The 26,958-nt window shown below is 45.0% G+C and carries 22 protein-coding genes; 7 read left to right on the top strand and 15 right to left on the bottom strand.

Annotated features, from left to right (window positions below):
• Positions 1 to 18 precede the first annotated feature (18 nt).
• Positions 19 to 1,416, top strand: a complete 1,398-nt coding sequence (locus QUB30_RS15880; RefSeq protein ID WP_333334833.1) for a serine/threonine-protein kinase — start codon at positions 19 to 21, stop codon at positions 1,414 to 1,416.
• Here QUB30_RS15880 and thrB read toward each other — a convergent pair.
• The 5 genes from thrB to QUB30_RS15855 all read right to left on the bottom strand — a co-directional run bounded on the left by thrB (position 1,408) and on the right by QUB30_RS15855 (position 5,779).
• Positions 1,408 to 2,547: a homoserine kinase gene (thrB, locus tag QUB30_RS15875; RefSeq protein WP_333334831.1), complete on the bottom strand. Its 1,140-nt coding sequence runs from the start codon at positions 2,545 to 2,547 to the stop codon at positions 1,408 to 1,410. The genes QUB30_RS15880 and thrB overlap by 9 nt on opposite strands.
• An 87-nt stretch (positions 2,548 to 2,634) precedes the next feature.
• Entirely contained in the window at positions 2,635 to 3,204 is a 570-nt protein-coding gene (locus QUB30_RS15870) for a Uma2 family endonuclease (RefSeq protein ID WP_333334829.1), read from the bottom strand.
• Between the two features lie 52 nt (positions 3,205 to 3,256).
• Positions 3,257 to 3,751: a tetratricopeptide repeat protein gene (locus QUB30_RS15865; RefSeq protein WP_333334826.1), complete on the bottom strand. Its 495-nt coding sequence runs from the start codon at positions 3,749 to 3,751 to the stop codon at positions 3,257 to 3,259.
• Positions 3,752 to 3,754: 3 nt separating this feature from the next.
• Positions 3,755 to 4,321, bottom strand: coding sequence for a Uma2 family endonuclease (locus QUB30_RS15860; protein ID WP_333334824.1), 567 nt, complete (start codon positions 4,319 to 4,321; stop codon positions 3,755 to 3,757).
• 222 nt (positions 4,322 to 4,543) lie between these two features.
• Positions 4,544 to 5,779: a VWA domain-containing protein gene (locus tag QUB30_RS15855; RefSeq protein ID WP_333334822.1), complete on the bottom strand. Its 1,236-nt coding sequence runs from the start codon at positions 5,777 to 5,779 to the stop codon at positions 4,544 to 4,546.
• A 72-nt stretch (positions 5,780 to 5,851) separates the two neighbouring features.
• On the opposite strand from QUB30_RS15855, the gene QUB30_RS15850 reads away from it, so the two are divergent.
• From QUB30_RS15850 to QUB30_RS15840, 3 genes are all read left to right on the top strand, one after another.
• The gene (locus QUB30_RS15850) at positions 5,852 to 6,511 is read left to right on the top strand and encodes an ATP-dependent Clp protease proteolytic subunit (protein ID WP_333191593.1); all 660 of its coding nucleotides are present in this window, start codon (positions 5,852 to 5,854) and stop codon (positions 6,509 to 6,511) included.
• 161 nt (positions 6,512 to 6,672) lie between these two features.
• Entirely contained in the window at positions 6,673 to 7,266 is a 594-nt protein-coding gene (locus QUB30_RS15845) for an ATP-dependent Clp protease proteolytic subunit (RefSeq protein ID WP_332983122.1), read from the top strand.
• A gap of 130 nt (positions 7,267 to 7,396) precedes the next feature.
• A complete protein-coding gene (locus QUB30_RS15840) occupies positions 7,397 to 8,023 on the top strand; it encodes a J domain-containing protein (RefSeq protein WP_333334819.1) in 627 nt (208 codons plus the stop codon).
• Here the strand turns inward: QUB30_RS15840 and QUB30_RS15835 are convergent.
• From QUB30_RS15835 to QUB30_RS15815, 5 genes are all read right to left on the bottom strand, one after another.
• Positions 8,017 to 8,946, bottom strand: coding sequence for a serine/threonine-protein kinase (locus tag QUB30_RS15835; RefSeq protein WP_333334817.1), 930 nt, complete (start codon positions 8,944 to 8,946; stop codon positions 8,017 to 8,019). The two genes, QUB30_RS15840 and QUB30_RS15835, sit on opposite strands and share 7 nt — an antisense overlap.
• A gap of 123 nt (positions 8,947 to 9,069) precedes the next feature.
• Positions 9,070 to 9,270, bottom strand: coding sequence for a hypothetical protein (locus QUB30_RS15830; protein ID WP_333103761.1), 201 nt, complete (start codon positions 9,268 to 9,270; stop codon positions 9,070 to 9,072).
• A gap of 139 nt (positions 9,271 to 9,409) precedes the next feature.
• Entirely contained in the window at positions 9,410 to 10,141 is a 732-nt protein-coding gene (locus tag QUB30_RS15825; RefSeq protein ID WP_333334815.1) for a DUF7873 family protein, read from the bottom strand.
• A gap of 300 nt (positions 10,142 to 10,441) precedes the next feature.
• On the bottom strand, positions 10,442 to 11,365 hold the full coding sequence (locus tag QUB30_RS15820; RefSeq protein ID WP_333334813.1) for a hypothetical protein: 924 nt from the start codon (positions 11,363 to 11,365) through the stop codon (positions 10,442 to 10,444).
• A gap of 10 nt (positions 11,366 to 11,375) precedes the next feature.
• The gene (locus QUB30_RS15815) at positions 11,376 to 12,881 is read right to left on the bottom strand and encodes an MBOAT family O-acyltransferase (RefSeq protein WP_333334811.1); all 1,506 of its coding nucleotides are present in this window, start codon (positions 12,879 to 12,881) and stop codon (positions 11,376 to 11,378) included.
• Positions 12,882 to 13,182: 301 nt separating this feature from the next.
• Here QUB30_RS15815 and QUB30_RS15810 point away from each other — a divergent pair, with 301 nt between their 5' ends.
• Complete coding sequence (locus QUB30_RS15810) at positions 13,183 to 13,434, top strand: hypothetical protein (RefSeq protein WP_333334809.1); 252 nt, start codon at positions 13,183 to 13,185, stop codon at positions 13,432 to 13,434.
• Positions 13,435 to 13,437: 3 nt separating this feature from the next.
• Here the strand turns inward: QUB30_RS15810 and QUB30_RS15805 are convergent, their stop codons facing one another.
• Entirely contained in the window at positions 13,438 to 14,331 is an 894-nt protein-coding gene (locus QUB30_RS15805) for an EI24 domain-containing protein (protein WP_333334807.1), read from the bottom strand.
• An 89-nt stretch (positions 14,332 to 14,420) separates the two neighbouring features.
• Between QUB30_RS15805 and QUB30_RS15800 the strand changes: the two genes are divergently transcribed.
• Positions 14,421 to 15,212: a 2-phosphosulfolactate phosphatase family protein gene (locus QUB30_RS15800; protein WP_333334805.1), complete on the top strand. Its 792-nt coding sequence runs from the start codon at positions 14,421 to 14,423 to the stop codon at positions 15,210 to 15,212.
• Positions 15,213 to 15,344: 132 nt separating this feature from the next.
• Here QUB30_RS15800 and QUB30_RS15795 read toward each other — a convergent pair whose 3' ends face one another.
• On the bottom strand, positions 15,345 to 16,754 hold the full coding sequence (locus tag QUB30_RS15795) for a lipid-A-disaccharide synthase-related protein (protein WP_333334802.1): 1,410 nt from the start codon (positions 16,752 to 16,754) through the stop codon (positions 15,345 to 15,347).
• On the opposite strand from QUB30_RS15795, the gene QUB30_RS15790 reads away from it, so the two are divergent.
• Complete coding sequence (locus tag QUB30_RS15790) at positions 16,754 to 17,098, top strand: hypothetical protein (protein WP_333334800.1); 345 nt, start codon at positions 16,754 to 16,756, stop codon at positions 17,096 to 17,098. The two genes, QUB30_RS15795 and QUB30_RS15790, sit on opposite strands and share 1 nt — an antisense overlap.
• Before the next feature lie 337 nt (positions 17,099 to 17,435).
• Here QUB30_RS15790 and QUB30_RS15785 read toward each other — a convergent pair whose 3' ends face one another.
• From QUB30_RS15785 to QUB30_RS15775, 3 genes are all read right to left on the bottom strand, one after another.
• The gene (locus QUB30_RS15785) at positions 17,436 to 22,631 is read right to left on the bottom strand and encodes a PAS domain S-box protein (RefSeq protein ID WP_333334798.1); all 5,196 of its coding nucleotides are present in this window, start codon (positions 22,629 to 22,631) and stop codon (positions 17,436 to 17,438) included.
• A 417-nt stretch (positions 22,632 to 23,048) separates the two neighbouring features.
• Positions 23,049 to 24,341: a response regulator gene (locus QUB30_RS15780; protein ID WP_333334796.1), complete on the bottom strand. Its 1,293-nt coding sequence runs from the start codon at positions 24,339 to 24,341 to the stop codon at positions 23,049 to 23,051.
• Between the two features lie 172 nt (positions 24,342 to 24,513).
• A complete protein-coding gene (locus QUB30_RS15775) occupies positions 24,514 to 26,832 on the bottom strand; it encodes a tetratricopeptide repeat protein (protein WP_333334794.1) in 2,319 nt (772 codons plus the stop codon).
• Positions 26,833 to 26,958: the final 126 nt, after the last annotated feature.

Below are 26,958 nucleotides of genomic sequence, written 5' to 3'. Positions count from 1 at the left end.
CAACTCAGGCCCAAAAATATGAAAACACTACAACAATCGGAAAAAATCATTGCTGAAAGATATCGCATTCTCGGCAAATTAGGACAGGGTGGAGTTGGAATCACCTATGCTGCTGTAGATTTAAACAGCAATCAAAAAGTTGCACTCAAAGCTTTATCCCTGCGTCTGACAACTGAATGGAAGAAAGTCGAGTTATTTGAACGAGAAGCAAAAACTTTATCGGGATTGAATCATCCGGGAATTCCTCGCTACATTGACTACTTTCAAGTTGATACTTCCCAAGATCGTTGTTTTTATATCGCCCAACAACTCGCACCGGGAAAATCTCTCGCACAGTTGATAGAAAATGGCTGGAAACCAAGTGAAGCTCAAGTTCGTCATATCGCCTATCAATTGCTAGAAATTCTAGCTTACCTGCAATCGCTGTTACCTCCTGCGATCCACCGAGATATTAAACCCCAAAATATTATTCTGCAAAAAAATGGGCGAGTCTTCCTAGTTGATTTTGGCGCAGTTCAAAATACTTACCATCATACCGTTACTGGAGGCAGTACCGTTGTCGGGACCTACGGTTACATGGCACCAGAACAATTCCGAGGAAAAGCTGTATTATCAACAGATTTGTATGGATTAGGAACAACGCTGCTTTTCCTGTTAACCCAGAAATTTCCATCTGATTTACCCAGACAAAAGCTGAAGGTAAAATTCCGCGATCGCATCTCTATTTCTACAGAGTTTGCCGAGTGGTTAGATCAGATAATTGAACCCGCAGTTGAAGATCGATTTCAATCAGCAAAAGATGCTTTATTAGCGCTGCGAGGGGAACAGCCAAGCGGGATTAATCCCGAAAAAATGTTTAAGCGCTCGCCACAATCCCGAATTACTTTAATTGACGCGAAACGGTGGTTATTCATCAATATATACCCCGATCGTTTCCCTAGTAAACTCACAGGGTTTTTCCAGTTCATTCATCAGAGTTATAAAATTTTACTTTCCTTCTCTTTGATTCTGTTATTTTTTGATTTAATCCTATGGTTAATTCCCGGACTGATATACGGGACAGTTAGCTTGTTTAAATACACTTTAGCCGACTCGCTAGGTAAATCATTTCATCTGTTTGTATTTATATCAAGCAAACCTGTAATAATATTTACCGTATTTTATGCTTTGATGTTCTTGTGTAGGTGCTTGTGTAGGATTGCTTCTTGTCTATTTACTAGACCAATTCAAATCAGTCCTCAAGATATCCAGCGGGTAAAGTTGAGCAAAATTCATCTGCCATTGCTCAAAAAATCGATGACTTTTTGCCGGATTCGCGCCAAGTCGCGTAACTATTGTTTTGGCTTATTTTTGCCGCAAGCTGAGAAAGAATGGTTGGTAGGGGAATTGAATGATTGTTTAAGTAAACTAACTTAATTGAGTCGAAACTTGTGATCCTTGGGTGTCGATCGCGATCGCCCTTACATCAGCCTTTACCCCAAATTCCCCCCAAGCAGCCGCCATCGCTTTCTCAACCGCCTCAGCGTTAGTCACATCAGTTAAAGTCAAAAGCGTCGGCCCGGCACCGCTAATTACCATTCCACAAGCCCCTGCATTCAGTGCAGCTTGTTGCACCGCTTCATATCCCCGAATCAGAGATTGCCGGTAAGGCTGGTGAATTTTGTCTTGGAGGGCGCAGCGCAGCCAGTTTTCATTGCCAGTTTCCAAAGCCCGCACCAGCAAACCCAGGTGTGCGGCATTGAAAATCGCATCAGCCCTGCTGTAATCTGCGGGCAAAACTCGGCGCGCTTCGGCTGTAGAAAGTTCAAAATCGGGAATGGCTACCACCGGGACAATAGTGTGATGCCAGGGAATATCGCAAATTTCCCAAGAACCCCCCCCCTGCCCCCCCTTGCTAAGGGGGGGTGATTCTGTTGGCCCCGCTTCACGGAGGGGGGGTGATTCTGTTAGCCCCGCTTCACGGAGGGGAAATTCATCTCTTAGCCCCCCCTTAGTAAGGGGGGGTTGGGGGGGTGCATTGCTAGCAGGGAGGGGGAATTCTTCTGTTAGCCTCCCCTTAGTAAGGGGGGGTTGGGGGGGTGCATTGCTAGCAGCGAGGCGACATCCTCCGAGTAAAGCGGGGACAACGTTGTCGGGATGTCCTTCAAGTTCGATCGCCAACTGCATCACTTCCACCTGACTCAAAGGCGCACCGGCTAATTCATTTGCACCGACTAACCCGCCGACAATAGCTGTAGCGGAACTTCCCAAGCCTCTAGCCAGCGGCACTTGCATATCTATATGTATGGCTACGGGCGGCGGCGATTTTTGGAGGCGATCGTATAACTTGAGAAAAGCTTGATAAGCGAGATTGCTGTCGTCTGTCTTGACTTTGGGGGCTTCTTGGCCTGTAACGGTAATTTTTAGTTTCTCGGTTGCTGAGGGTTCGAGTCGGGAGAATTGGAAGCGGTTGTAGAGGCTTAAAGCCGCACCGATGCAGTCGAATCCTGGGCCTAGGTTGGCGGTTGTGGCGGGTACGGTAACGGTGACGGTAGAGATTACGGACATTTTTTGAATAGTTAATTTGGAGTGTTTAACCGCAGATGAACGCGGATGAACGCAGATAAATTTTTGATATCGGTTCGATCGACTATTTTAACTGATTCCTAGAACATCTTCGTAAATTTGTGCGATCGGGCATTGAAAGTCTACGCTAGCCAAGCGAATTTCTTCGCCCTCCGCGTAAGGATAAAGTTCCCAGCGCCCTTCTGCATTGCGCTGGTAAGATTCTACACTGATTCTTTCTTGGTTAATCAGTACGTATTCTTGTAAAGTTTCTAAGGTGCGGTAGTCGGCAAATTTATTTCCGCGCTCGAATGCTGCTGTTGTTGGAGATAGAACTTCTACGATTAAGCGCGGGTGGCGTTTTAAATATTCCAGGCTTCTATCTCTTTCGTCGCAAGTCACCATAATATCGGGATAGTAAAACACGTCTGCTTGCTCAATTCTGGCTTTCATGTTTCCCCCATAGATGCGACAGCCTCTGCCTCTAACATGAGTTGTGAGCAAGTTTACTAAGTTGATGCAAATAGTTTCATGGGCATCACTTGCTCCTGCCACAGCATAAATTTCGCCTTGTCTGTATTCGTGTTTTATGGGGCTGATTTTTTCGCCGTCTAAATAGTCTTCCGGGGATGCGTAGTTGTGGCTTTTGTTGGCAATCATAGTTGATATTTGTTAAAGACTAACCATATTATACTATGTTTTCAAAAGCAATTTATTCTTGCAGCATTTCAAGGTGCTTGATGGCATCTTGATAATCGTCGGTATTGCCATCTTTTTGATAGAGTTCGGCTGCTTTATGATAATCGGCGATCGCCCCCGCTTTGTCTTCTAAGAACTCGCGGACTCGGGCGCGGTTGTAGTAGGCGTCGCCGTAGTTGGGGTTAATTTCAATTGCGCGATCGAAATCCGCTTTAGCTGCTGGATAGTCTTTGAGATTGCGGCCGTGGATGATGCCGCGTTTGTTGTAGGCTTTGGCGTAGTTCGGATTGAGGCGAATGGCTTCGGTGTAATCTGCGATCGCCCCTTGAATATCTCCAGCCTCTGATTTGGCTAAAGCACTATTGAATAAATCTTCAGCAGGATTTTGAACAATCGTTTTTTGAGCTATTAATATTGCGGAGGATTTAGCAGAGACAGCAGGGGATATATTACCAAAGATAGTAAAAATTACTAGAGTAGCAATTAAATTGTAAAAGGATGATTTCATAATTTAGGAAAAAATTTGAGCTACAGAACAACTAAAACCGGGCAACAAAGGGGAAGTTAGTTCATCATGGCTCAACAGTGTAGCAATGAGCCTTAAACTTGCTTGTTCCCTGCGATAAACTTCTATTTGCTGCAATTGCCAATTCACAACCCAGTATTCCTGCACTCCTCGCACCGAATAGAGTCTGAGTTTCAAATCTCGATCGCGTCTCTGATTGTCTGCACCGGGGGATAATACTTCAACAACTAACTCAGGTGCGGCGGTTAAATGGCCGGCTTCGTCTAGCAAGATAGCCAAGCGTTCATTGCTAATCCAAACCACATCAGGAATAACACAATCTAGATCTGTAAAAATAACTCCTGGACTAATTACTGATTCTCCTAATCCTGTTTTTTGTGACCAATTATTTAACTCTATGCAAATGTTACCACAAACTTCTTGATGATTCCAGTGTGCTGCCCATGTCACAAATAGCTCCCCATCAATAATTTCATAACGATCGCCGTTATCGGGCGATCGTTCTAAATCGGCGGTTGTCCAGCGTACTTGATCAGATATTGTCTGGTTCATACAAGCACTCTTAATAGGTGATACAAACATTCTAAACGATCGAGCTTCTACACGATCCACAGCTTGAAACAATCGGTATACACTGACTTTCGCTTTTTGCAGGCGAGACTCACAATATTGAAACCCGCCTGGGTGCGGGTTTCGTTTTTGTAGATGCGATTTGGCATCGCCGAATTGTCCGATCGCCCAATTTAAAATTATTTAAAATTTCAAATCGCGCGATTACTTCAAAATAGTTTTAGAAGCAATCCGAGTTTTCTTGCGATCGGCTTCACTCAATTGTTCGCCAGATTGCAAACGAGTAGCAGAGGTTTGCAGTACAGTTGCGGCACTTTTATCGCCCATTTGCAAAGCTGTTTTAGCGGCAGTTTGCAGCATCGTTGCCGCGCCGGCCCGATCGCCCTGTTGCAATCTAGTTTCTGCCAGTTGAGTTTGGCGGTATTTAGCCAAAGCTAAAATGTGCTGCTGCACCGTCTGGTTAAGGGCCGGCTGATAAACTTTCAAGACATTAGCAGAAACTGCAACGGGATCGGAAAGCAAACTTTGACCGACAGTCGGATCGTCGTAGCGAATTTGCAATTGCCCGATCGCCTGTGTACCTTCGGGCAACTGTCCAATATAAATATTAGCCAAAACTACTCGCTCTATATCCTTCATTAAATCTCCCAGGCGCACCATAAAACGATCGCCCTCTTGCTGTACCGGTAATTCGATCGTATCCGGGGCAACTTGGGCGATCGGTTTGAGTTCGGCTAACCGTACTTTTGGCATCAGCGAAAATAGCAAATAAGCATTAGTCAAACCTACACCTTGGATGCGAGTAAATAGTTTGCCAAACTCGTCAACCGCATCTTCTGGACGCTGAATGTGAGCCAGAGCACCGCCGCCAGCGTCAGCAATCTTTTCCAAAATATCCTGGTTCCAGTTATCGCCAAATCCCAGAGAATTTAAAGTCATGTTGTAGTCGGCAGCCAATTTAGCCAACTTCAAACAGCGGCTGTCGTCGCCGTGTTCGTTTTCGCCGTCAGTCAGCAGAAACGCCTGAGATATAGCTTCTTTTTTGCCTTTGCCCAACTCTTCAATACCTAACTTAATGCCCTCATCAATTGCTGTGCCGCCGGCCGAGCGCAATTGCTCAATTTGCCGTTTAATGCTGCTGGGATCTCCCACAATTTGATTGGGGACGAGGACTTTGGCTTTATGGTCGAAAGCCACCGCGCAAAAGCGATCCCCGGGCTTCAACCTGTCTAGCAACCGTCCGGCGGCTTGTTTGACGGTTTCCAAGGGGCGTCCGCCCATCGAACCGCTGTGGTCGAGAATCAGGCACAGGTTTAAGGGTACGCTGGAGTCGATCGAGCTTGCCGTCGCAGACACCGAAATCGCTAGCTGGCGCTGCGTTGAGGGCGCAGCAGCGTCAAGGTTAGGGTCGTTTAAAACCGGGAGCAAACTAACTTTCATGCGGGATACCTAAAGATTGCGTTACTATTTCTTTAAGAATAGCTCCATCAGTTCAGGCAACATTTCGGTTATATGAACACACCAATTAAAGCTGTGCAATCGCCATACTACGGGGAAGGGAACTCTCGGACGCCACCTCCCGATTTGCCATCCCTGTTGCTGAAGGAGCGGATCGTTTATCTGGGTATGCCTCTAGTGCCTGCGGTAACAGAACTGATTATCGCTGAACTGTTGTTCTTGCAGTACGAAGACCCCGAGAAGCCGATCAAAATCTACATCAACTCGACCGGCACTTCTGGTTACAGCGGCGAACCCGTCGGCTTTGAAACAGAAGCCTTCGCTATCTGCGATACGATCAGGTACATTAAGCCGCCCGTACACACTATTTGCCTCGGTTCGGCAATGGGGATGTCTGCGATGCTGTTAGCGGCTGGTACAAAAGGCTTTCGAGCGAGTTTGCCCCACGCTTCTATTGTGTTGCACCAACCCAAGGCTTACACGCGGGGTCAAGCAAGCGACATTCAAATTCGGGCTAAGGAAGTGCTGGCAAATAAAGCGACGATGCTTGATATTTTTGCAAGCTGTACTGGCCAACCGATCGAAAAGATTACTAAAGATATGGATCGGTTGCTGTACATGACGCCTTATGAAGCTAAAGAATACGGTTTGATCGATCGCGTTCTTGAAAGTTCGGAAGAATTGCCGAAACCGCTGCCTGCCGGAGTCATCTAATTCGGTTAGGGGGTATTAGTTATTAGTTATTAGTTATTGGTTATTGTTTATTGGTCATTATAACCAATAACTAAAAAACCGGAAATAACAAGTAACAAATAACTAATAAACCAGAACCAATTGCCCGATCGCCAATTACCAACTAAACGGAGTTCCGAATTATGCCTATAGGTGTGCCAAAAGTTCCCTACAAAATGCCGGGTGGTTATGATACTCAGTGGATTAATATCTACGATCGCCTCTACCGGGAACGGATTATTTTCTTGGGCAGGGACATTGACGATGAAATTGCCAATCAAATCATCGCTGTGATGCTCTATCTCGATTCGGAAGATTCAGGTAAGGATATTATTTTGTACATCAATTCCCCAGGCGGAATGGTGTCGGCAGGCATGGCTATTTTTGATACCATGCAGCACATTAAATCGGACGTGGTGACGATTTGTGTGGGCTTGGCTGCTTCAATGGGTTCTTTCCTGTTAGCTGCCGGTGCGAAAGGAAAACGGTTAGCTTTGCCTCACTCGCGAATCATGATTCACCAGCCTTCTGGGGGCACGCGGGGACAAGCAACGGATATTCAGATTGAGGCGAAAGAGATTCTGCGGCTGCGCCACGAACTCAATAATATCTATGCTAAGAATACTGGCAAGCCGATCGAGAAAATCGAGAAGGACATGGATCGCGACTATTTCATGTCCGCTGAGGAAGCCAGAGAATACGGCTTGATTGACAGAGTGATCGAAGATCGTCCGTAAGTTATTTTTGCGCGACCGTAGTGCGGGCAACCCTCGCACTACAACCTAGTTCGCAGTAAATTTTGGCAGAATCTTTACATTTAAGGATTCTGCCATATTTAATGGTATTATCAACGCTCATTCATGCTAAATGGATATTGCAGATTATTACCGACAGTTAGGACTGAGGTCTGGTGCCAGTTTATCGCAAGTGAAGGCTTCTTATCGGCAGTTAGCCAGACAGTATCACCCCGATGTGAATCCGGGAAACGAACAGGCTAAGAGTAAGTTTATTGCTATTACTGAGGCTTATAAGTTCTTGGTGAATATTGCCCCCCCCCATGTTGCGGAGTCGAAAGTTGCCAATTCAACTGTGCCGCCTACTTCTACACCGCCGGATCTGGGGGTGAAAGCTCAACCGCAGGCAGTTAAAGTGACTCGAAAAGAGGCTGCGGTTCAATCTAATGCGGAGTTGTCGGCTGCGGAACAAAAGTTAAAGCAAGATGCTTATTTTGAGTTGCAGCAGTTGTTGAAATATCAGAGGTTCCCGCGGGCGATCGCCTTGATTGAGGGTTTGGCCCAGCGGGTTCCCGAAGATTTGGAGGTGCGTCAGTGGCAGGCGATCGCCTATCAGCGCTGGGGACGGCATTTGATTGGAGAAAGGCAGGTTGATAAGGCGAGAATTTATTTGAAAAAGGCTGTGAAAACTGACCCTCACAATCGGGCTTTGTGGGCGGAAGTTGAGCGGGATTTTCGCAGGTTGGAAGAGATTTATTGAAGCGATGTTGCGTCCCCCTTTTGCAGGGGGTCTCCGTCATGAATTTTTAATTTTTCTAAAATAACTTGGGTATTTTCAGGTCGGTTTTCCGGTAGCGGTTCCATCAATTCGTCTATCGAGTCTAGGAGTAACGGGTCAATATCTACAGCCTGGTTCCTCCAATTAATTTTACCAGTTTTTCCATTAACAGGAAAGTCGATCGGCTGTATGCCTGTTAATAAATGTACAAAAGTACGCCCCACGGCAAAAAAGTCCGATCGCACGCCTGCTTTACCTGCAATTTGTTCCGGCGCGGCGTATCCAGCAGAACCTATGGGTGCGGTATCTCTCTCTGCTTCTGTTGCAGCGCCGAAGTCAATTAATCTCAATTTCCCATTGGCTTCAACCATCAGGTTGGATGGCTTAATATCCCGATGCACTACATGATATTTGTGGATTTCCTGCAAAATATTGGTCATTTGTTGCAGCCAATCAAGAGCCAGCTTTTGAGAAACGTACTGTTTTTTAGTTAAGAATTCTGCCAAGTTTTCTCCGGTAATTTTTTCCATCACCAAACAAGACAATTTCTGGAAGTTATGGGGGAGTTTAGTTGGGAAATAACCGTCAGGTTCGACTTGGGGAACTGAGCCCTTTCCGGCCAGCCAAATCAAAACTCGCGCTTCTTGCTTGAACACGCGAACTAAATCGGGATTGTGGGTGTGTTTCAAGACTTTTAAAATTTTGACAGTTCCCCATTCGTTTTCCCCGGTTCCCAAATCTTCGACTTCAAAGATGTCTGTGGGTCGTGCGGGATTGGGCGATCGCACTGGTTTAAGGATGCGGTAGCGATCGCCAATTAACAAATCCGTGCCGCAAGCCTGACAATTTTGAGCAGCAGCAGGATTTTCACGTTGTTCGCATTGAGGATTGATGCAGTAAATCATCTGTCTTGATACGTCCAGGACTGACGGATTTAACGAATTGATTCAATTATTAGCATAAAACCCAGCAGTTCTGACCTTACTACTGGGTTTATATTTACCGCCCATTTGCGCACGCTATCACATTTAAGTCAAGGATTTAAGATTAATAGCATCGCGCTCTACCGATTGAGCTACCCCCCTGCGTTTGGTAGAGGGGGCTGGATATGAGCCAGCAACCTCGATGATGTTATTTTTTCCTGACATTCGTTTTAGCGATCGGCGGTGAATGCTGAGTTTAGAGTAATAACTTGCTGTTGAATTTGTACGCAATGCTGCCTCTGCCAATTGGGCTACCCCCCTATTTTGGGTAGAAGGGACAGGAGTCGAACCTGCACTGTCACATTTGTACGGTTTAAGTTAAAGTTTGAGTTTGAACTTGTACTCTGTTGATATCTTAAACCATAACTATCAAAAAAGCAAGCCATCAGCGGAAAATAAACTGAAAAATTCGCTCTCCCACTCTCTGTTCCTCAACTTCAGAATTGTTAGCTTCTTCGCGGGCGAACATAACAGCTTGCTGCAATATTTCCACCCTTTGCAGCAACTCATTGATCCGCCGTGCTGGCAAAGCTCCAGAAAACTTGACAGTCCGCCAGTAGCCGATCGTAATATCTTCGTAATAAACATCGACTTGAGCCGGATGGTGTTCGGTAGCTTCAGCTTTAACGTGATTGCGCGGAGTTTTAAAAGTCTTGAGAGTTTGCACCGGTTCTGTGGCCCAACAGTCGGCCGAAGCATCGAAGTTCCAAGTCTCAGAAGCATCTAAGACTGGAAGTTTTTTGATGAATGCTTGCAAATCTGCTAACTGCTTTTCAATGAATAGCAAATAGCTGACGGGAACTTGGCTCAAAAGCACGTTTCCGTCTACAGTTACGTCCGCGCGGGCGCTACAATTTGTCCAATCTTTGGTTGCAGTTACGTCGAAGAGTTTGGTCAAAACTTCAGTCGTTTTGCGGATAATCTCTTCGGCTTTGACTTCAACTTTTTTGGACTCGGGCGGCAGTTGTTCGCCTTCTTCGTCTTTGGGACGGTAAGTGCGGGAGATTCCAGAAAGCACAGCGGGCTTCTGGAGAGCTTTTTGAGCTTCTGCCAGTTCTTGGGCACAGCGGCTTTTGATGCCTTTTTCGATCGCAATAATCTGATTTAAGCGTGCCATTGTTCGATTTTATTGACGCTGAACTGATATCAAGCCGGCTTAATACTGATAATCAAATGGTTTGTCCTATGGCTTTTAGGGCTTTGAGGACTCTCCGTCCTCAGTACAAACCTCACGATCGTTCTTTAACCAGACTTGCTCATTGTGTAGTATATCACACTTCAAAATAAGTTACAAGCTTTCTTTTCTAGGCGCGGTGCCAAGAGAACCCGTCGCTACCGTACCCAGCAATTTATATCTCTCCAAACAAAGAATGCAACTGTAGGCCCGTGCTCCAAACCCATATGGAATAAGTCATTCTCAATTCTTCAATCTAAAATCTAAAATCGTATTATCTCTCAAAAACTCGGCAAAATCTCTAGCGTCGCTGCGGATCAAGTGAACGCCGTCATTGGTACGCCACTCTCGCTCTTTTGGGGGCGGCAGCCACTCAAAACGATCGGACGGAAACAGCTTTTTCGCCAATTCTCGGACTTGCTTTCTCCTGATTGCAGCGTTAACTCGCGACTCTAGCGGTATGTCAAATAAAACTACTTTTACCCCGCTATTTTTTTGGATTTCGGCGATTTGACTTTTAATAAACTCAGCTTGTTTTTTAATGTTTTTGCTATCGTTTTTAGACAAAGGTTTGCTTTCCACATCCACTATCATTTGGATGCCCTTTTGCGCTAGTTCTGGAGTAAGATTGCGAGCTTCCAAGCTGTCTAATTTTTCTTTTGAAAGATTTGTATATTGCTGCGTTCGACTTTTTAAATAATCAATAAAAACGCTAACAGGACGGTATTCCTCTCTCATTATCGGCAGATACTGACGCATCCCATAAAAAATAGGGTGATACAAATCATCAACTAAGTTCGCATCTATTTTGCGGATAATAGTATCATTAATTTCTACCAAAACGATCGGAGGCTTGCTTTTACTTCTTTTAACTATTTCTAAACCTGTTTGGCTTGCTCCTCCCGCAAAAGCTATGCTTTTTACGCCCTCTCCAATGTGTTTTACATTAATGTTGCCAGCTAGTGAACTACCTACGATTACCATTTTTAGATCGTAATCATCCTGATATACATACCTTTGAGCTTTGACAATATTATTTTGAATCAGGCTAACTCCGTCAGAAGCTGGCAAAACTCCGCCGCTGACGAGCACTTGATAAAAACTCATTAGAAACAGAAAAATTAGTACCGGGCGCAAAATCGGTCGCAACGGGAATTTGACAAGCATAGAACACCTTCTAGAATTGGAAATAAATAAATTGTTTCGAGCTGCCGCTGTTGAGGAATATCATGGCTAGCATAATTCCTAAAGCCAAATCTTGATAAATGCTCCCGACTTTTTGAGCGTTTTTATTTGAATCTTGTTTCATCAAATTGTGCCAAGTGGGAAAATGAGGAATGTGATAAATTACTACGGGTAGGGAAAAAGTTAGCGTGGGAATAATTTGACTCCAACCGGGCATGACTTGATAGTTGCGAACTAAAGTAACAGCGAAGTCAACCGCTTCTGCAAATCGAGGTAGTTTGAACAGCAGCCATCCCACGGAAACAAAAGAGAAAACTCCTAAAACACTAATTGTGTCAAATAATAATTGCTTCCAGATTGGTTTGGTTTCTGCTTGATTTAGTTCTGTCGATTTTTTTTTTGATTTATCCAAGCCAAAAAAGCGTTCTACGGCTAAACCAAGTCCGTGATAAATTCCCCAAACTGCATAACTCCAAGCAGCCCCATGCCATAATCCTCCTAATGTCATTACTGTGATTAAGTTAACATAAGTTCTGATTTTTCCTTTGCGGTTTCCGCCGAGGGGAAAGTATAGATAATCTCTCAGCCAAGTTGAGAGGGAAATGTGCCACCTTCTCCAGAATTCGGAGAGGGAACGGGAGATGTAGGGAAAGTGGAAGTTGTCGGGAATTTTGTAACCCAAAGCTGCTGCAAAACCAATCGCAATTAAGGAGTAACCGGCAAAATCGGCGAAGATTTGTATTGAGTAGCCGAACAGCAGCGTCAGGTTGGTAAGAGTTCCAAATCCTTGGTAGTAGGGAAAGCTGATCCAGAAGGTATAGTCTTTTAAGTTGTCGGCGATGACCATTTTTAGGAAGTAGCCGACAACGAGCGAGCGAAAAATTAAATTCCAAGGAATATCTTTAAAATATTTAGGAGCAATCTGGGGATAAAATGTCTGAGATTTTAAAATCGGGCCTGACAGTAAAGTGGGGAAAAAGCCAATAAAAAATGAGGTATTGAGCAGGTGTTGGGTGAACTTGGGCGAGACGTAAGCGTTTGATGCTGTTGCGCTGGTATCTTTTTGAGTCAGTACGTCTAAGATGAGACTTATACCTTCAAATGTGTAGAAAGAAATGCCGAGTGGCAGAGGCAATTTTAAGAATAAATAAGCAATGCTGCCTTCGGTTCTAGCAATATTAAAAACATCCGCAACAAAGTTAGTTAGCAAACCGGCGTATTTAAACAAGCTCAAAATTAATAGATTGAGAACTACTCCCGATAAAGCAAAAAAAACTCGCTGTTTGTTGTCGGAAATGCGGGCAACTTGAAAGCTAGCCGTAGCGTTGATAATAATTGATAGCAGCAGGATAAGTAGCAGTGCGGGGGCGCTCCAACTGTAAAAAATAAAGCTCGCAATTATGAGGATGGGAACTTGCAGCTTTTGCAAGGGAGGGAAATAATATATGGTGAAAACAATCGCAAAAAATACTAAAAATTCAATACTGTTAAATAACATAGTTTGGGATTTCGCTTTTTTACGTAGCCTGTGAGCCACTATATCAAGCGCCTGGGACTAATGACAAAAGTCGGCTATAGCCCGATCGCGCATCCTACCAAAGTGTAGCAAATATCACTCTTTGTTAGGGCTGCTACTACCTCTTGAGATAGATGCGGAAATCCCTCTCAAGGCGCGTTGTCATATCGGAAAATATTTCTTAACATATAGATAACACAGGGAATCCGAGGAGACACCAAAAATCCTTAAGCCCTTGGGGTGCCCAGGTTAATCAGATTCTTCGCAAACAAGGGCTAAATCAATGAACCAGCAAAACTCCGAAGTTTTAGCATTTTTGCCCATGCTCCAAAAAGTCATTTGGCTGTTTGGGATTCTCTCTTGGATATTCGGGCTGACAGATAGAACTATTGCACTATTATCTGACGGATATCTGTCGGCGATCGATATTGTCCAGCTATTTACAGCATCCTTTTTCTTCATTAGCTGGCTGTTTTTAAGCCCGTTTTTGGGTCTTAACTCCCAGAGTCAGCCGAAGGAAGAAGCATCTTCCTAGTTTTTAATTGGTAATGTTAGTTTCTCGATCGCTATGAGTTTCTTCTGGGGCAAAGCGGGCCGGCCAAATGCGATCGCAAAAAAACAAAGTTCCCGCCGTCACGCACAGCGGAATCGCCAACAGATTCAACAGCGGAATGCTCACCAAACCCAAACAAACCACACCAAAACTCCCGCTGGCAGGCAAACTCCCCCGAATTATCTCCAACTTCTCCTGAAAAGGTCGCCTGCGCCTCTCCAAAGGTGCATCTAAAAAGTCCAAACAGACAATAGTCGCGCCCAAAGCTACGCCACCCAAACTGCTAAGAATAGAGCCGACTCCCGGGATAAAATTCAGCAGCAGCAGCGGTATACCGACGCTCAACAAAATTTGTAGTTTTCGCAGTTCAAAGGCGATCGCCCTTTGAATATCCCCAAAACTACTCGCCAGATTCATTGGTGCTTCTGCGGGCAATTGACCGTTCCGCAGGAGTTCCAATTGTTCGGAAAGTTTGCCGTACCAGGGCGAACCTAAAATCACGCCAAACTGCACTAACAAAAATCCAATTATCAGCAAAAGTCCTGACACTAGGAGTACGCGCAGCAGCCAGCCGAAAGCAACTGTTAACACGCCGAGAAAGCTCAGCCAAGCTGGAAAACTCGCAATTAGAGCATTAAATCGGACGGACAAATCGGCAACCAAAACGTCTATCCCTGCCAAACTGGGAAATAGCAAGCTTAAATAAAGACCGATACCAATTATAAAATTTAGCACCACGGGAACTAATACATAAGTCCACAGCTTGGGAGTTTGCAAAATCAGCGTGAAAGCTCGCAAAGGATAGGTAAAACCTGCCAGGAGTCCAATTGGTGCGGTAATGGCGGCGCGGGCGGGATTTGAATTGAGCTGTTTAGACATATTTTCTGCTTTTGAGGACTCGACTCTATTTTCTATTATCCACTTTCCATTATTATTGCTGATGAGGATTTATCGCAGGTAGCCCAAAAGTGAAGCTTTTTATTTACCATACCCCGGAACTTACGCCAGCCGACAAAATGCCGGCTTGCGCGATCGCAGTTGATGTGCTGCGGGCGACTACGACAATGGCAACAGCCCTGAATAATGGGGCGGAAGCTGTCCAAGTTTTCAGCGACTTAGATAAGCTAATGGCCGAGAGCGAAAAATGGCCCGCAGATAAGCGGATTCGCGCCGGAGAGCGCGGCGGCGGCAAAGTTGACGGATTTGACATGGGGAATTCTCCGCTGGACTGCACGCCAGAAACGGTGACTGGAAAGCGAATTTTTATCAGCACAACTAACGGTACTCGGGCTCTGGAGCGAGTGCAAGCTGCTGCAACTGTGTTAACGGCGGCTTTGATTAACCGCAAATCTGTGGTGCAGTTTTTGTTAAATAAACAGCCGGAAACTATTTGGATTGTGGGTTCGGGTTGGGAAGGGAGTTATTCGTTGGAAGATACGGTTTGTGCTGGTGCGATCGCCCAAAGTCTGCTAGCAGAAAGCGGTATTCCTGCGAGCGATTTTGCGGGTAACGATGAAGTATTTGGGGCTATTGCTCTTTACCTGCACTGGCAAGATAGGTTGCACGAATTGTTGGAACGTGCCAGTCACGGCCAGCGCCTCCTCGGTTTAGGTGTAATTGAAGATTTAAAATATTGCGCGCAAACGGATACTTTAGATGTGCTGCCGGTGCAGCGAGAACCGGGAGTTTTGGTTAAGTCTGATTTTAAAATTCCTCAGACAGATTTCTGGGTTCAATCTTCAGAAAAAACGGCGAATTGACATTTTCTGCGAATGCAGTATTAGTAAGGTGCGCCGAGGCGCACCTACGGAAATTAGTAGTTAGCGAACAAGATTTTTTTAAAAGAAAGTAGTATTAAAGATACTGGGCAGGAACAGAAAATTGTTTTGTCCCTAGTGGATTGCAGGCAATTGAGAGTTGCTGGATTCACCGCCGAAGCGCTGAATTAAACACTCGGCAATTCTGGCTGCTGCACCGGGTTCTCCCATGCGCCGCAAGCCATTTTCAGCGATTAGCTGTAACCTGTCGGGGTCGCGGAGCAAAGACTGCACGGCAGCGGCAACTTCGGCGGGATGTTTGACTAAAATTAATGACGGGCCTAACAGGCGACTTTGAGCTTCTGCAAAAGCTGGAGTAAATTGCGGGCCGTTTCCGGGAATGGCGATCGCGGGTTTTCCTAAACCTACAAATTGTTCTGTAGCCGTTCCTGCCATTGCTATTGCTAAATCTGCTTCGTACAAACAATCGTTAAAACTTTGCTGAGTTAAAATCATCGTGGCGTTTCTCTGCACAAATGTCAAGGGCAATAGCAAATTAGGAGATTCTTTTTGAATTTCTCGAGCGCTTGAAACAGGAGGTCGCAAAATACTTCCTTCTCGCCGCTGCGTTCTAGTTTCGCCGTCTTGTCGCCAGCCGAAAAATTCTAAAATAGGTCGCAAAGCTTCGAGATTTAACTCAGGGGAAATCGCTCCGAAAAATAACAATTTGCGATCGGCAAACAGCAACAAAATTCCGGCTACAGCCTCTACTATTAGCAGCCAATTAGCATAGGCTTCCGGCGCTCTTGAACCGGGGAGTAAGGTGATGACGAGCGATCGCTCCATTTCCCGAAACTCTGCGTCAGGGCCGTAAAAACCGGCTGGATTTTCCGGTTCGAGTCCGTCCATCATCGGGTTTCCGAGATTGTAAGCGGGAATTCCCAGCTTTTGTAAGGTCTCGGCGGTCAGCGCGTCCCTGGCAAAAACGGCCCGACAGCGCGATCGAGTCATCAACCAGCGCTCCCAAGGCAAATAAACCGATCGCGGGCAACCCCACCAACCAAAGGCTCGGGATTTGCGAGCCAGAGGCCCGTTCTCGTCGCGCAAATAATACTCGGACTTTGCCGTACCCACAAAGGCGTAGGGCGCGCCGCCCAGCCAAGCAAACAGCAGCGGTACAATATCCCCGCAGGCTAAAATAACGCCGTCTTGATTCCCAGACTGTTGTTGCGATCGCACCCAAGCGCGGATGGCTTTAAACTGAGCGAGGGTCAACTGAAGCAGACCGCCTTTAACATCGCGCAAAAATTCCCTCCCGTCCATGTAAATAAAGCCGCCCGAAGGCATTCGCTGCACCGGGCCGATGATGCGGGCGTTTTCTAGTTGAGCGAAAGCTTGCCCTTCGCCCACTAGCGGAAACACGGCTAATTCTGGGGGATGCGGGTGCTGTTGGAGTTCCCGCAAGATGCGAAGGGCGATCGCGTCTTCTCCGTGGCCGTTACTGAGGCAAAGTAATTTCAATCCCAACTCTCTCAAAAACTCCATTGTCAAAAAATAGCCTGAAAACCCAGGGACTTCTGTCTAGGGATGAAAGGCAACTTTACACTTTAGTTTACCAGAAAATTGTGGTTTTAAATAGTACAAAACACGGTAAGAGCGAGCCACAGGAGGCTCTGCTCAAAATCTATGCTGTGCGCAATATCTGGCATTTAACAGCAGCTAATCGAACTCTGGGAGAACAACTTCTGAAGCGACAAATAACTTGTTTAATGTGGGGATTTACGGCCGCCGACACTGACAATTGCCCGAGCGACAATTGCCCGATTTCCGGAGAAATAACGCGGCGGTATCAACAAGGCGTGAAAGCGCGATCGACTAATTTTCAGTAAAATAGGAGGTTTCCCTCGGCTTCGCTGTTTTTTTCGAGGTCAAACTAAATGGTATAGAAGAAGGAAGAAGGCTTTAGTTATCTAAGAGAGAAAGAAAAAGCAATCGACCGGATGGAGAAAGTGCAATTAAGAACCTCCTAACCGTCTGGCGCGGTTGCTAAGCTAATCCGCATTTAAATTGTATGGTAAAATAAACTTTCACTTTTGTGGGGCGGGCAGGAAAGACCGCCCTCAACATACAATTTAAATGCAACTGCTGGCTAGTGAACCCAGCCACGAGCTTCATCAGTCATTTTCAATTTTTAAATTAATTAATCCCAAATATAAAAAGCTATGACTACTTTCCCTCGATATATTGCTTTAAAGTATTCCGAATTTGTTTGAGCTGAAATCCCTTAGCAAGTTGGCGCAGCTTCGAGACAAACGGTACTAATTTAGGTTCTAAACTCTCCAGCTTAGAACTCTCCTCAAAAATTTCTTCAATGTCGCCCATAGCAGCGAGTTTCAAAAGTTTTGCTACCGACTCAGAAGCCGCAGGTAACAGAGAAGAATAAGCAGGAAAATCCGATGCGGGTGACAAACTGGGAGTTTTGCGCTTTTTGTTTTCCGAAGCTTCCCCGTAAATCCATTCTAGGCCCAAATGCACGCGCAACTGTGCCAAAAAGTGATTTGCTTCGATCGGCTTGGGAAGAAAATCATCGCACCCTGCGAGGATTCTCTCTTGCTGCGCAGCCTCGAAAACGCTAGCTGACATAGCGATTAACACGACATTTTTTAATTCCGGTAACTCCCGCAGTCTTGTGGCAGTTTCTACGCCATCCATTACAGGCATCCCCAAGTCGATAAAAATCACATCCGGTTGAAATTCAACTGCTTTGCAGAGGCATTCTTGACGGTTTTGTGCTTCTGCAACTTCAAATCCCAAACGCCCCAGCAGCCTGCACAACAAATCGCGATTTAGTTGATTTTCATCCAGGATTAGCACTTTCCGCTTATTGCCAACAAAACCCACAAGCCAGCGTTTTTCCCGCAAAGGAGACACCTCCAAGTACCGTTGGACTGCGGGCAATTCTAAATCCAGCCAGAAAGTGCTGCCTTTTCCCCAAGTGCTGTTGACGCCAATTTCGCTGCCCATCATTTTCGCTAATTTCTGGCTGATCGAGAGTCCGAGACCCGTACCTTCAACAAATGTATTGCCTCCTACTTGGTGGAAGGGCAAAAATATTTCTTCTAACTTGCTTCGGTCTATTCCTGTGCCGGTATCCTCGACTTGAAAACGAATTTTTAAAGCGTGTTCGGCTGCGCTAGTATTGTGGGCGAAGCGCATATAATTTTCTTTCAGTTCCGAACTCAAAATCGATAATTCATAATTTTCCCCTTGCCCTCGACTCCAGGCACCTGTGCCGACATAGCCGACTTTGAAAGTCACACCGCCGCTGTTAGTAAACTTAACGGCATTGCTGAGTAAATTTATGAGAATTTGGCGCAATCTTTTTTGATCTACACGAACGCAAGTAGGCAGGGGAGATACTTGTTGGTAATTGAAGGAAATTTGTTTTTGCGATGCCCGCATCTGAAAGAGATCGGCAATGTTTTTCGTAAAATTTAGAAAATTTAACTCTTCCGGGTAGAGTTCCATTTTTCTAGCTTCGATTTTGGAAAGGTCTAAAACATCATCGATTAACATCAGCAGGTGTTGACCGCACTGTTGAATATTGCTGAGACTTTCTTGCTGATCTGAGCTTAAGTCTTTGTCGGTTTTCAAGATTTGAGCGTAACCTAAAACTCCGTTTAAAGGCGTGCGCAGCTCGTGGCTCATGTTGGCGAGAAATTCGCTTTTGGCGCGGTTGGCGCTTTCTGCGACTTCTTTGGCTTGTTGGAGGGCAGATTCTGCAAGTTTGCGATCGGCAATTTCGGTTTGTGCTTGTTCAAATAGCGTCGATTGCTGGATCGCGATCGCCAATTGGACGCACAATTGCCGGAGGGATTCTATTTCTGAGGAATCCCAGGGACGGGGGCCGCTGCAATCCTGGGCGATCAGCAGTCCCCAGAGCTGATTTTCTGCGGTCGGTTGGGTCTGGGAAATGCTTTCTAGTGCTTTTAAAATCGGCACTATTAAGTTAGCTTTTACTTCAAATCCTTCGAGAAATTTCATGTGGCATTCCGTCAAATTTTCCCGGTAAATATCTTCCATAGATCTAATACCGCCTTGCTGATAAATATCAACAAATTTCTCTCTAAAACAGCCATCTAGATTGTTAAAATTTCGCAGCGAAATTCTATCTTTGGCTACGGATTCCACAACGACACAGCCGCTCCAGTCGGGATTAAAACGGTAAATAACTGTGCGGTCTGTTTGCAAAAATTGCCGCACTTGTTCGACAGCAGTTGTCAGGACTTCTTCTAAATTGAGGGAGGAGCGAATGCGATCGAGCATGGCAACTACCAGCCGTTCTCGCCTTAATTGGTGCAGCAGGGCTATCTCAGCTTGTTTGCGTTCGGTGATGTCGGTAATTACGCCCACTAGCCCGATTAAATTGCCAGTTTCATCTTTAATGCAGTCGGCACGAAATAAAGTCGTTAGCACTTCGTTGCTTTTAGTTTTGATTTGGAGTTCGCCTTGCCACGATTTGCCTTTACGGACTGTTTTAAACATTTCTACCAGCACTTGACTTTGGGGGTAAAGTGCCGTTGCTCCGCCTGCTGTGTTCAGTTCTTCTGCTGTGTAGCCGTACCGCTGAACAAAGGCTTGATTGTGGTAGATCGATCGCCCTGTCAAGTCAGCAATGCCGATCGCGTCGCTGGTGCTTTCTACAGCTTGAGTAACTCGCAGCAAATCTAATTCTGCTTGTTTGCGATCGCTAATATCAGTAATAGTCCCGATATAGCCTTTAATTTCCTGCTTGTCTCCGATTTCTGCAATTGCCTGACCGATCACCCAAATTATCCGACCGTCTGGACGCTGAAAGCGGTATTCTGATTTAAAAGGAATTTTGTCAATAATTGTTCGATGCCATTCATTTTTCACCCCTTCTACATCATCGGGATGTATGGCATTCATCCAGCCCTTTTCTGCTGCTAATTCTGGCTTTAATCCCGTAATTTCGCTCCACCGCTGATTCACATAAAGGCAATTTCCCAAGGTGTCGGTGTGGAATATGCAAACGGGCGATGCTTCTGCTAAAGTTTGGTAGCGGCGCTGGCTCGATCGCAGTGCTGATTCTACCTGTTTTCTATTAGTGATATCGCGGACTATGGAAATTATCTCGCCATCGGCAAGCATAGTCAGCGAAAGTTCTTGAGGAAAAAAAGTACCGTCTCGCCGCTGACCTGTTGCTTCTATATTACAGTATCCTTTTTCATGGAGAGCCGGACGAATTTCTAGTTCAATTTCTTTAAATTTTGCTTGTTCATAAAGAATTTTCCAACTTTTACCCAATAAATCGGAGGAATTTAAAAAGCCGTACATTTGCAGATAAGCCTGATTAGAATAAATATATTCTTCCCTAGCATTGAGGATCGCGATACCGTCATAAGCAGCGGCCATTGCTACTGCTTGTCGTTGAAGTTTGGACTCGGCTTGTTTGCGAGAGGTAATGTCGTGACCGACTGAGTAGATTAAACCTTCTTCACTAAATGGCGATGCCGTCCACAGGAGGCATTTGTAAGAACCGTCTTTGCAAAGATAGCGGTTTTCAAACGAGATACTGGAGCTACCTGCTATTAGTTTTGCCCCTTCGTCTGCGGTAGCTTGTCGATCGTCTGGATGCACAAATTCGATCATCGGCTTGGCAAAAAGTTCAGCACTACTGTAGCCTAGAACCGTTGACCAAGCAGGATTTAATCGTCTAAAATAGCCATCGAAACCTACAATACAAAGCAAGTCTAAGGAGATGGTAAAAAAGCGGTCGCGCTCTGTTTGTGCCTGCTTTAATTCAGTGATATCCATCACTAAACCGTCCCAGAGAATATCGCCTTCGCTGCCAGATTTGCTCTCATTATTGAGCCTTTCTGGTCGGGCAGCTCCTTGCAGCCACTTAACTTTTCCAGATGGCAAAGTCTGTCGCCACTGCTGCTGCCAAGGTTCCAGCGTAATGGCTGAAATTGCGATCGATGCTTTTAAATCTAAGAGGTCGTCTGCATGAATTCCGCTGAAAATCAGATCCGCATTTTGCTCTATTGCTTCTGCCTCTAATTCGTACAATTGCCTGCTGCCTGAAGAGATGTAAGGGAAAGACATCTTTCCAGTTTCTGACATTTGTAATTGATAAATTATTCCCGGCAGGTTAGCTACCAGTTTTTGAAATCGAGCTTCGCTTTTTTCCAGGGCTTTTTGCTGCCGTCTGTATTCGGTAAAGTCTCTAATTGTGCCCACTATTACTTTACTGCCGTCTGCTATTGTAAAAACACTTTTTTTGGTAGAAATGATGTGTTCTTTACCGGCGGTGTCTGTGAATTTTTCTTCGGTTTCCAAGCAGACACCCGTTCTCAATACTTCTTCATCTTTTGTCCAAAAAACAGCAGCTTCTGATGTGGGGAAAAAGTCATAATCTGATTTGCCGATCAGTTCTTGTCGCGATTTACCGACCAACTGACAAAAAGCATCATTTAATATCATCCAGCGGTGCTGCTCGTCTTTGACGAAAATTGGGTCTGGCGTAGCATTTATGGTGTGGTTTAAAAATTCTTCTGACGCTTTCAGTTTGGCTTCGTAGCGGTAGCGATCGCTCACGTCCAACACTACTTCGATGATCCGGTCGATCGACCCGTCCAGGCGGCGGATGCAGCGCAGGGAAACTCGCGTGTGAACTATTTCGCCGTCTTTTCTGATCCACCTTTTGTCTAAGATGTAACCATCGCTCTCACCTGCTAACATTTGAGACAAGTGTTTCAAATTGGCATCAAAATCCTCTGGATGAGTCAACTCCCGCCAATTCTTTTGCACGAGTTCGTAGCGCTCATAGCCCAGCAAATTGCACAGCGCGTCGTTAACTTCTATCCAGTTGCAATTTTGAGGAATTTCGCTGTCAATAATTGGAGCGATGATGGCAATTCCGATCAGGGAATTTTCGACCACCGAGCGATATTTTTCTTCACTTTTTCGCAAAGCATCTTGACTGTTCTGGCGTTCTATGGCGTAACGGAGCGATCGAATTAACAGTTCGCCGTCGATTTTTCTTTTTACTAAATAATCCTGTACGCCGACGGAAATCAACCGCAGGGCAAGCTCTTCGTCATTTTGGGCAGTCAGAACTACGATCGGCACATTTACTCCGTACTCTTGTACCCGAGCAACCGTCTCGATTCCCAGACTGTCTGGCAGTGAAAGGTCTAATAAAATTATGTCAAAAGTTTCTTCATTCAATCGCTGCTGCGCTTCGCTTAGGCGTTCTACTTTCGTCAGCAGTATACGCTGCTGGCCGCTAATTTCTGACAGCAAATCTTCAATCAGCTCTGCTTCTTGAGGGTTGTCTTCTACTAACAGAACTTTCAAGCAGATAGGAGGCAAAGCTAAGTTAAAAGCTGCTTTCATAATAGTTATTAATCAAAAAAATGTTAAACAAACTTAAATTTTACCTTTGATTTCCGGGGCAGTTATTTAATTGCACCTACACATACATTGGCGCTCACATTGCTGTGTGAGCGAGCGCTACAAAAATTGTGTAGAAGAAGAGTTACAATTATATCACGCAATAACTAATATGTCAACGAAAAACATTTTTTATTCTAACTTGTAATTTATACAAGTTGCAAAAAAAAATGCAACTTTAAGCTCGCGCTTCCAACCCCCAATAGTCACAAGTCATTCCCAATTCTTCAATTCTTTAATTTAAAATTTTAATTTTTATTACTTCTACCTTGTACCTTCTAAATTCTGCCTTAAAATATAAGATTTAATTCAAATTTTGCGGCTTTATAGCTTCTATATTGTGCCGAAAAGATGTCTCAATTAAGCGAGAGTAAAGTAAAAAGTTGAACCTTCACCCAGCTTCGACTCCACCCAAATAGATCCGCCGTGACGTTCCACAATCTTTTGACAAATCGCTAAACCAATACCTGTCCCAGAATATTCTTTTTGGGTGTGCAAGCGCTGGAAAATTTGAAAGATGCGTTCTTGATGCTGCGTCGCAATCCCAATTCCATTATCCGAGACAGAAAATAACCAGTCTTTCTCCTGTTTACCAGCGGTAATATGAACCACAGGCGGTGCATCTTGGCGATATTTAATCGAATTGCCGACTAAATTTTGAAATAGCTGTACGAGTTGAGAAATATCTCCCATTACCGCTGGCAATTCGCTGTAGGTAACAACTGCTTGAGTGTCGCGGATAGCCCATTGCAAGTTGGCGATTGCTTGCTCCACTGCGTGATTGCAATCTGTCAGTTGAAAAGGTTTCTGACTCCTGCCAACTCGCGAATATTCCAGTAAATCGTCAATTAAATTTTGCATTCTCGTGCAGCCGTGAACGATATTGCCAATAAACTTACTAGCTTGGCTGTCGAGTTGATCTTTGTAGCGTTTTTCTAAAAGTTGAGCATAACTAGCAATTGTTGCTAAAGGCGCTTGCAAGTCGTGAGAAGCCACATAAGCAAATTGTTCTAGTTCCGCATTTGAACGCGCCAATTCTTGGTTAGATTTTAAGAGAGCAGATTCGGCGCGCTGGCGGTTCGATATCTCTTGTTGGAGGAGCAAATTTTGCTCTTGCAAAGCTTTTTCAACGGCGCGGCGGGTGCTAATTTCTTGTTGCAGAATTTGGTTTTTTTCGTGAATAGCTTTTTCAACGGCTAAACGGCTGTTAATTTCTTCTTGAAGCAGCATATTTTGTTGTTTTAGCTGCTTTTGTAAATTCCGCAGGGTGAGGTGACTTTCGATGCGGGCGAGCACTTCTTCAAACTGAAATGGCTTGCTGATGTAGTCAACAGCTCCAACAGCAAATGCGTTTACTTTGTCGAATACTTCATCTTTAGCGCTGATAAAAATTACTGGAATTTCGCGAGTTTTCGCTTCAGATTTCAGGTGCTGACAGACTTCGTAGCCGTTCATTTCCGGCATCATTATGTCGAGCAAAATCAAATCCGGCGGGTTAGAATTGCAGGCTCTCAGAGCCATTTTTCCGTTAATCACGCAGCGGGGCGCGTACCCCCGATGAGTAAGCATCGTAGACAACAGGCGCAGGTTTTCTGGCGTATCGTCTACTACTAAAATGTTGCCTAATGCCGTCCCTGGTTGGTGATTGTTCATTAATTATTTTCCTGTTTTCAGAAAAGATGTTTGCAGCTATTTTATTTAAAACTTAAGGAAAACACCAGGTTTCTAGTAGGAATATTGGCGGAAGGAAACGAATAATCCGCTCAGAAACCTGGTTTTTAACAGTTTGGCGCGTCTGGCACTGTTATTGTTCGTTTACCAATCCTCAAATCCCTAGCAGCAGAGTCATAGCATTATTGTTCCAAGTCAATCCTTTATCTAAAACCTTAAATCCAGCTACTTTACACATAGATTCTAAAGCAGTAGCTGTAGGCAGCCACCACCACGGCCCAAAGTCGTTGATGTCAAAAACTGCTTTCTGAATTACTCCGAAAATTGGTGCGCCGTCGGTGTGTTGCTGCCAGTAAGCGGTTAAGATAGCTCGTTCTGCTTCGCCTAAAGCGGGAATGAATATTACCCCAGAAGCTGGAATTTCGTAGCGTCCCCGCTCGTTTTCTATAACCTCTTGAGTAATAGCTGAAGTTAAGATTAAATACTCCCCAGTTATTTGACGCAAGCTAATTAAAATTTGCAAAGGGTGGGGGTGATGGTACAAAACTCCTGCACAGTGGACGACATCGTAAGGCTCGCCAATTTCTGCAAGCTGAATCTGAGTTATATCTCGACTGATACAATTATAATTAGCAATATTTAAACTTGCCATGCGTCCGCGAAAATCTTGCCAAAGTTGTGCGGATGGGGGCATCACATCAATCATTGTCAGAGAAACTGCACCGTATTTGCTAGCTACAGAAACTTTTTCGTTGACAGTTCCCCACAGTCCGCCGACTTCTCCAAAAGTCTTGCCTTTGACGGCTCGGGCAATGTAGCGATCGCGAATATCGTGAGTCTCCAACTCTAATAATATACTGGATTCCCCTGTTTGACGCTGTTTTTGTAAAATCCCCTCTAATTTTTGGGATATTTCGGGATCTTTTGGTCTAATTTCTAATGCCATCAAGTACAACATGATGGCTGCGTCAAGCCGATCGCTCTCGGCCAACTTTTGGGATATTTCGCAGTAAAATTCAGGAGGGTGCAGTGGCTGCAATTCGTGGTGATAGTAGCTAGTTGCTGCGTCTAAATCGGTCGGAGTTCTTTTGATGAGAGCATCGCTTAACTTGGTGTAGATATTCGGGAGTTCAGGCTCGATTTGCAGGGCGCAAAGGTAAGCGGAAACAGCCTCATTCCAATCGTGCATCTCAGTCAAAGCATCGCCTAAATTGTAATAAGACCAAGAAAGATTGGGGTTGAGTTCAATAGCGCGCTTGTAGGCGGCAGCGGCTGGTTTCCACTGCTGGGTTTTTAACAGTGCTGCTCCTAAATTGTGGTAAGTCCAAGAAAAGTGTGGGTTGAATTCGATCGCCCGCTGGTAGGCGCTGATTGCTCCTAACCAATCCTGGAGTTTAACTAAAGTTAAAGCTAAATTATAATGAGACCAAAAGAAGTCTGAATTAAGTGCGATCGCCTTTTGATATGCAGACTCAGCTTCCGACCATTTTTGTAGTTGAAAAAAAGCATCTCCCAAGTTATGAAAAGAGCCGGAATAATTAGGATCTAAGTCAATAGCTCGCTGGTAAGCAGCGGCGGATTCCGACCATTTTTCTAATTTGCCGCAAGCTTCCCCGATGCTGTAGTAGCACCAAGAAAAATCCGGGTTAATTTCAACAGCCGTGCGGTAGGCAACGACGGCTTCTTGCCATTGTTCCAACTTGACCGACACACTACCTAAATTGTAGTAAGACCAAAAAGAGTTGGGATTTAACTCAATACTTTCCCGGTAGGCCGTGACCGCTTCATCTAATCGTCCGCTGTCTTGAAAAACCTTGCCTAATTTGTAATAAAGCTCAGCAATATCTGGCTGGAGTTGAATAGCTTTGCGGTAGTGAACAATAGCTTCGTCCCACTGTTGTAGTTGGCTGGCAGTTGCTGCCAACTGGTAATAAGCCTCGCAACAACTGGGGTTTAAATAAATGGTGCGGTGGTAACAAACTAGGGCATTTTCAGGCTTGTTTTGCGCCAACAAAGTATTACCTAAGTCGAGATATTCTTCCGCTACTTCTATCGGTTGGATCGTGAGTGCTTGATACCAGCAATCTGCCGCTTCCTCAGCTTGACCGACTTGGGTAAATATCCGGCTTAAATTTCGGTAAAATCCTGCAAAGTCCGGTTGGAGGGAGATGGCTTTTTGGTAACAGCCGATCGCCTCTTGCCACTGTTGCAATGTAGCGCAGAGAGTGCCGAGGTTAGCAAAAGCTTCGGCAAAATCCGGTTGCAGGGCGAGCGCAACTTTATACCAATACCTTGCGTCTTCTAGTTTACCCTGAGCTTGCAGCGCCTTCCCCAGGGTCTTGCAAGTCTCGGCGGAATTGGGGTGAGATGCCAAAACTTTTTGGCAAAGTGCGATCGCCTCATCCAACTTCCCTAAAGCTAAATATATTTCTGCCTGTTGTTGAAAATCAACCGCTGCTGTTTCTGAATTCACTTCTTGCGTTCCTGTTGAGTAATAATTCCATGTATTATTGTATGGTACAACTTGTCAAAGTTCAAATTCAAGTAAATACCTCTGCCGACTGGCATATAAATAGTGCTCAATCTCAGCGAAATTAAT

The organism is Microcoleus sp. BROC3 (assembly GCF_036702515.1).
Classification (GTDB): domain Bacteria; phylum Cyanobacteriota; class Cyanobacteriia; order Cyanobacteriales; family Microcoleaceae; genus Microcoleus.
The sequence above is the reverse complement of the archived record's forward strand: the minus strand, read 5'-3'. Positions and strand labels throughout refer to the sequence as shown.

What these genes read in the sequence shown, in the direction of transcription:
- QUB30_RS15880 (WP_333334833.1), top strand. Translation starts at nt 19, where the DNA reads ATGAAAACACTACAACAATCGGAAAAAATCATTGCTGAAAGATATCGC.
- thrB (WP_333334831.1), bottom strand. Translation starts at nt 2,547, where the DNA reads ATGTCCGTAATCTCTACCGTCACCGTTACCGTACCCGCCACAACCGCC.
- QUB30_RS15870 (WP_333334829.1), bottom strand. Translation starts at nt 3,204, where the DNA reads ATGATTGCCAACAAAAGCCACAACTACGCATCCCCGGAAGACTATTTA.
- QUB30_RS15865 (WP_333334826.1), bottom strand. Translation starts at nt 3,751, where the DNA reads ATGAAATCATCCTTTTACAATTTAATTGCTACTCTAGTAATTTTTACT.
- QUB30_RS15860 (WP_333334824.1), bottom strand. Translation starts at nt 4,321, where the DNA reads ATGAACCAGACAATATCTGATCAAGTACGCTGGACAACCGCCGATTTA.
- QUB30_RS15855 (WP_333334822.1), bottom strand. Translation starts at nt 5,779, where the DNA reads ATGAAAGTTAGTTTGCTCCCGGTTTTAAACGACCCTAACCTTGACGCT.
- QUB30_RS15850 (WP_333191593.1), top strand. Translation starts at nt 5,852, where the DNA reads ATGAACACACCAATTAAAGCTGTGCAATCGCCATACTACGGGGAAGGG.
- QUB30_RS15845 (WP_332983122.1), top strand. Translation starts at nt 6,673, where the DNA reads ATGCCTATAGGTGTGCCAAAAGTTCCCTACAAAATGCCGGGTGGTTAT.
- QUB30_RS15840 (WP_333334819.1), top strand. Translation starts at nt 7,397, where the DNA reads ATGGATATTGCAGATTATTACCGACAGTTAGGACTGAGGTCTGGTGCC.
- QUB30_RS15835 (WP_333334817.1), bottom strand. Translation starts at nt 8,946, where the DNA reads ATGATTTACTGCATCAATCCTCAATGCGAACAACGTGAAAATCCTGCT.
- QUB30_RS15825 (WP_333334815.1), bottom strand. Translation starts at nt 10,141, where the DNA reads ATGGCACGCTTAAATCAGATTATTGCGATCGAAAAAGGCATCAAAAGC.
- QUB30_RS15820 (WP_333334813.1), bottom strand. Translation starts at nt 11,365, where the DNA reads ATGCTTGTCAAATTCCCGTTGCGACCGATTTTGCGCCCGGTACTAATT.
- QUB30_RS15815 (WP_333334811.1), bottom strand. Translation starts at nt 12,881, where the DNA reads ATGTTATTTAACAGTATTGAATTTTTAGTATTTTTTGCGATTGTTTTC.
- QUB30_RS15810 (WP_333334809.1), top strand. Translation starts at nt 13,183, where the DNA reads ATGAACCAGCAAAACTCCGAAGTTTTAGCATTTTTGCCCATGCTCCAA.
- QUB30_RS15805 (WP_333334807.1), bottom strand. Translation starts at nt 14,331, where the DNA reads ATGTCTAAACAGCTCAATTCAAATCCCGCCCGCGCCGCCATTACCGCA.
- QUB30_RS15795 (WP_333334802.1), bottom strand. Translation starts at nt 16,754, where the DNA reads ATGGAGTTTTTGAGAGAGTTGGGATTGAAATTACTTTGCCTCAGTAAC.
- QUB30_RS15785 (WP_333334798.1), bottom strand. Translation starts at nt 22,631, where the DNA reads ATGAAAGCAGCTTTTAACTTAGCTTTGCCTCCTATCTGCTTGAAAGTT.
- QUB30_RS15780 (WP_333334796.1), bottom strand. Translation starts at nt 24,341, where the DNA reads ATGAACAATCACCAACCAGGGACGGCATTAGGCAACATTTTAGTAGTA.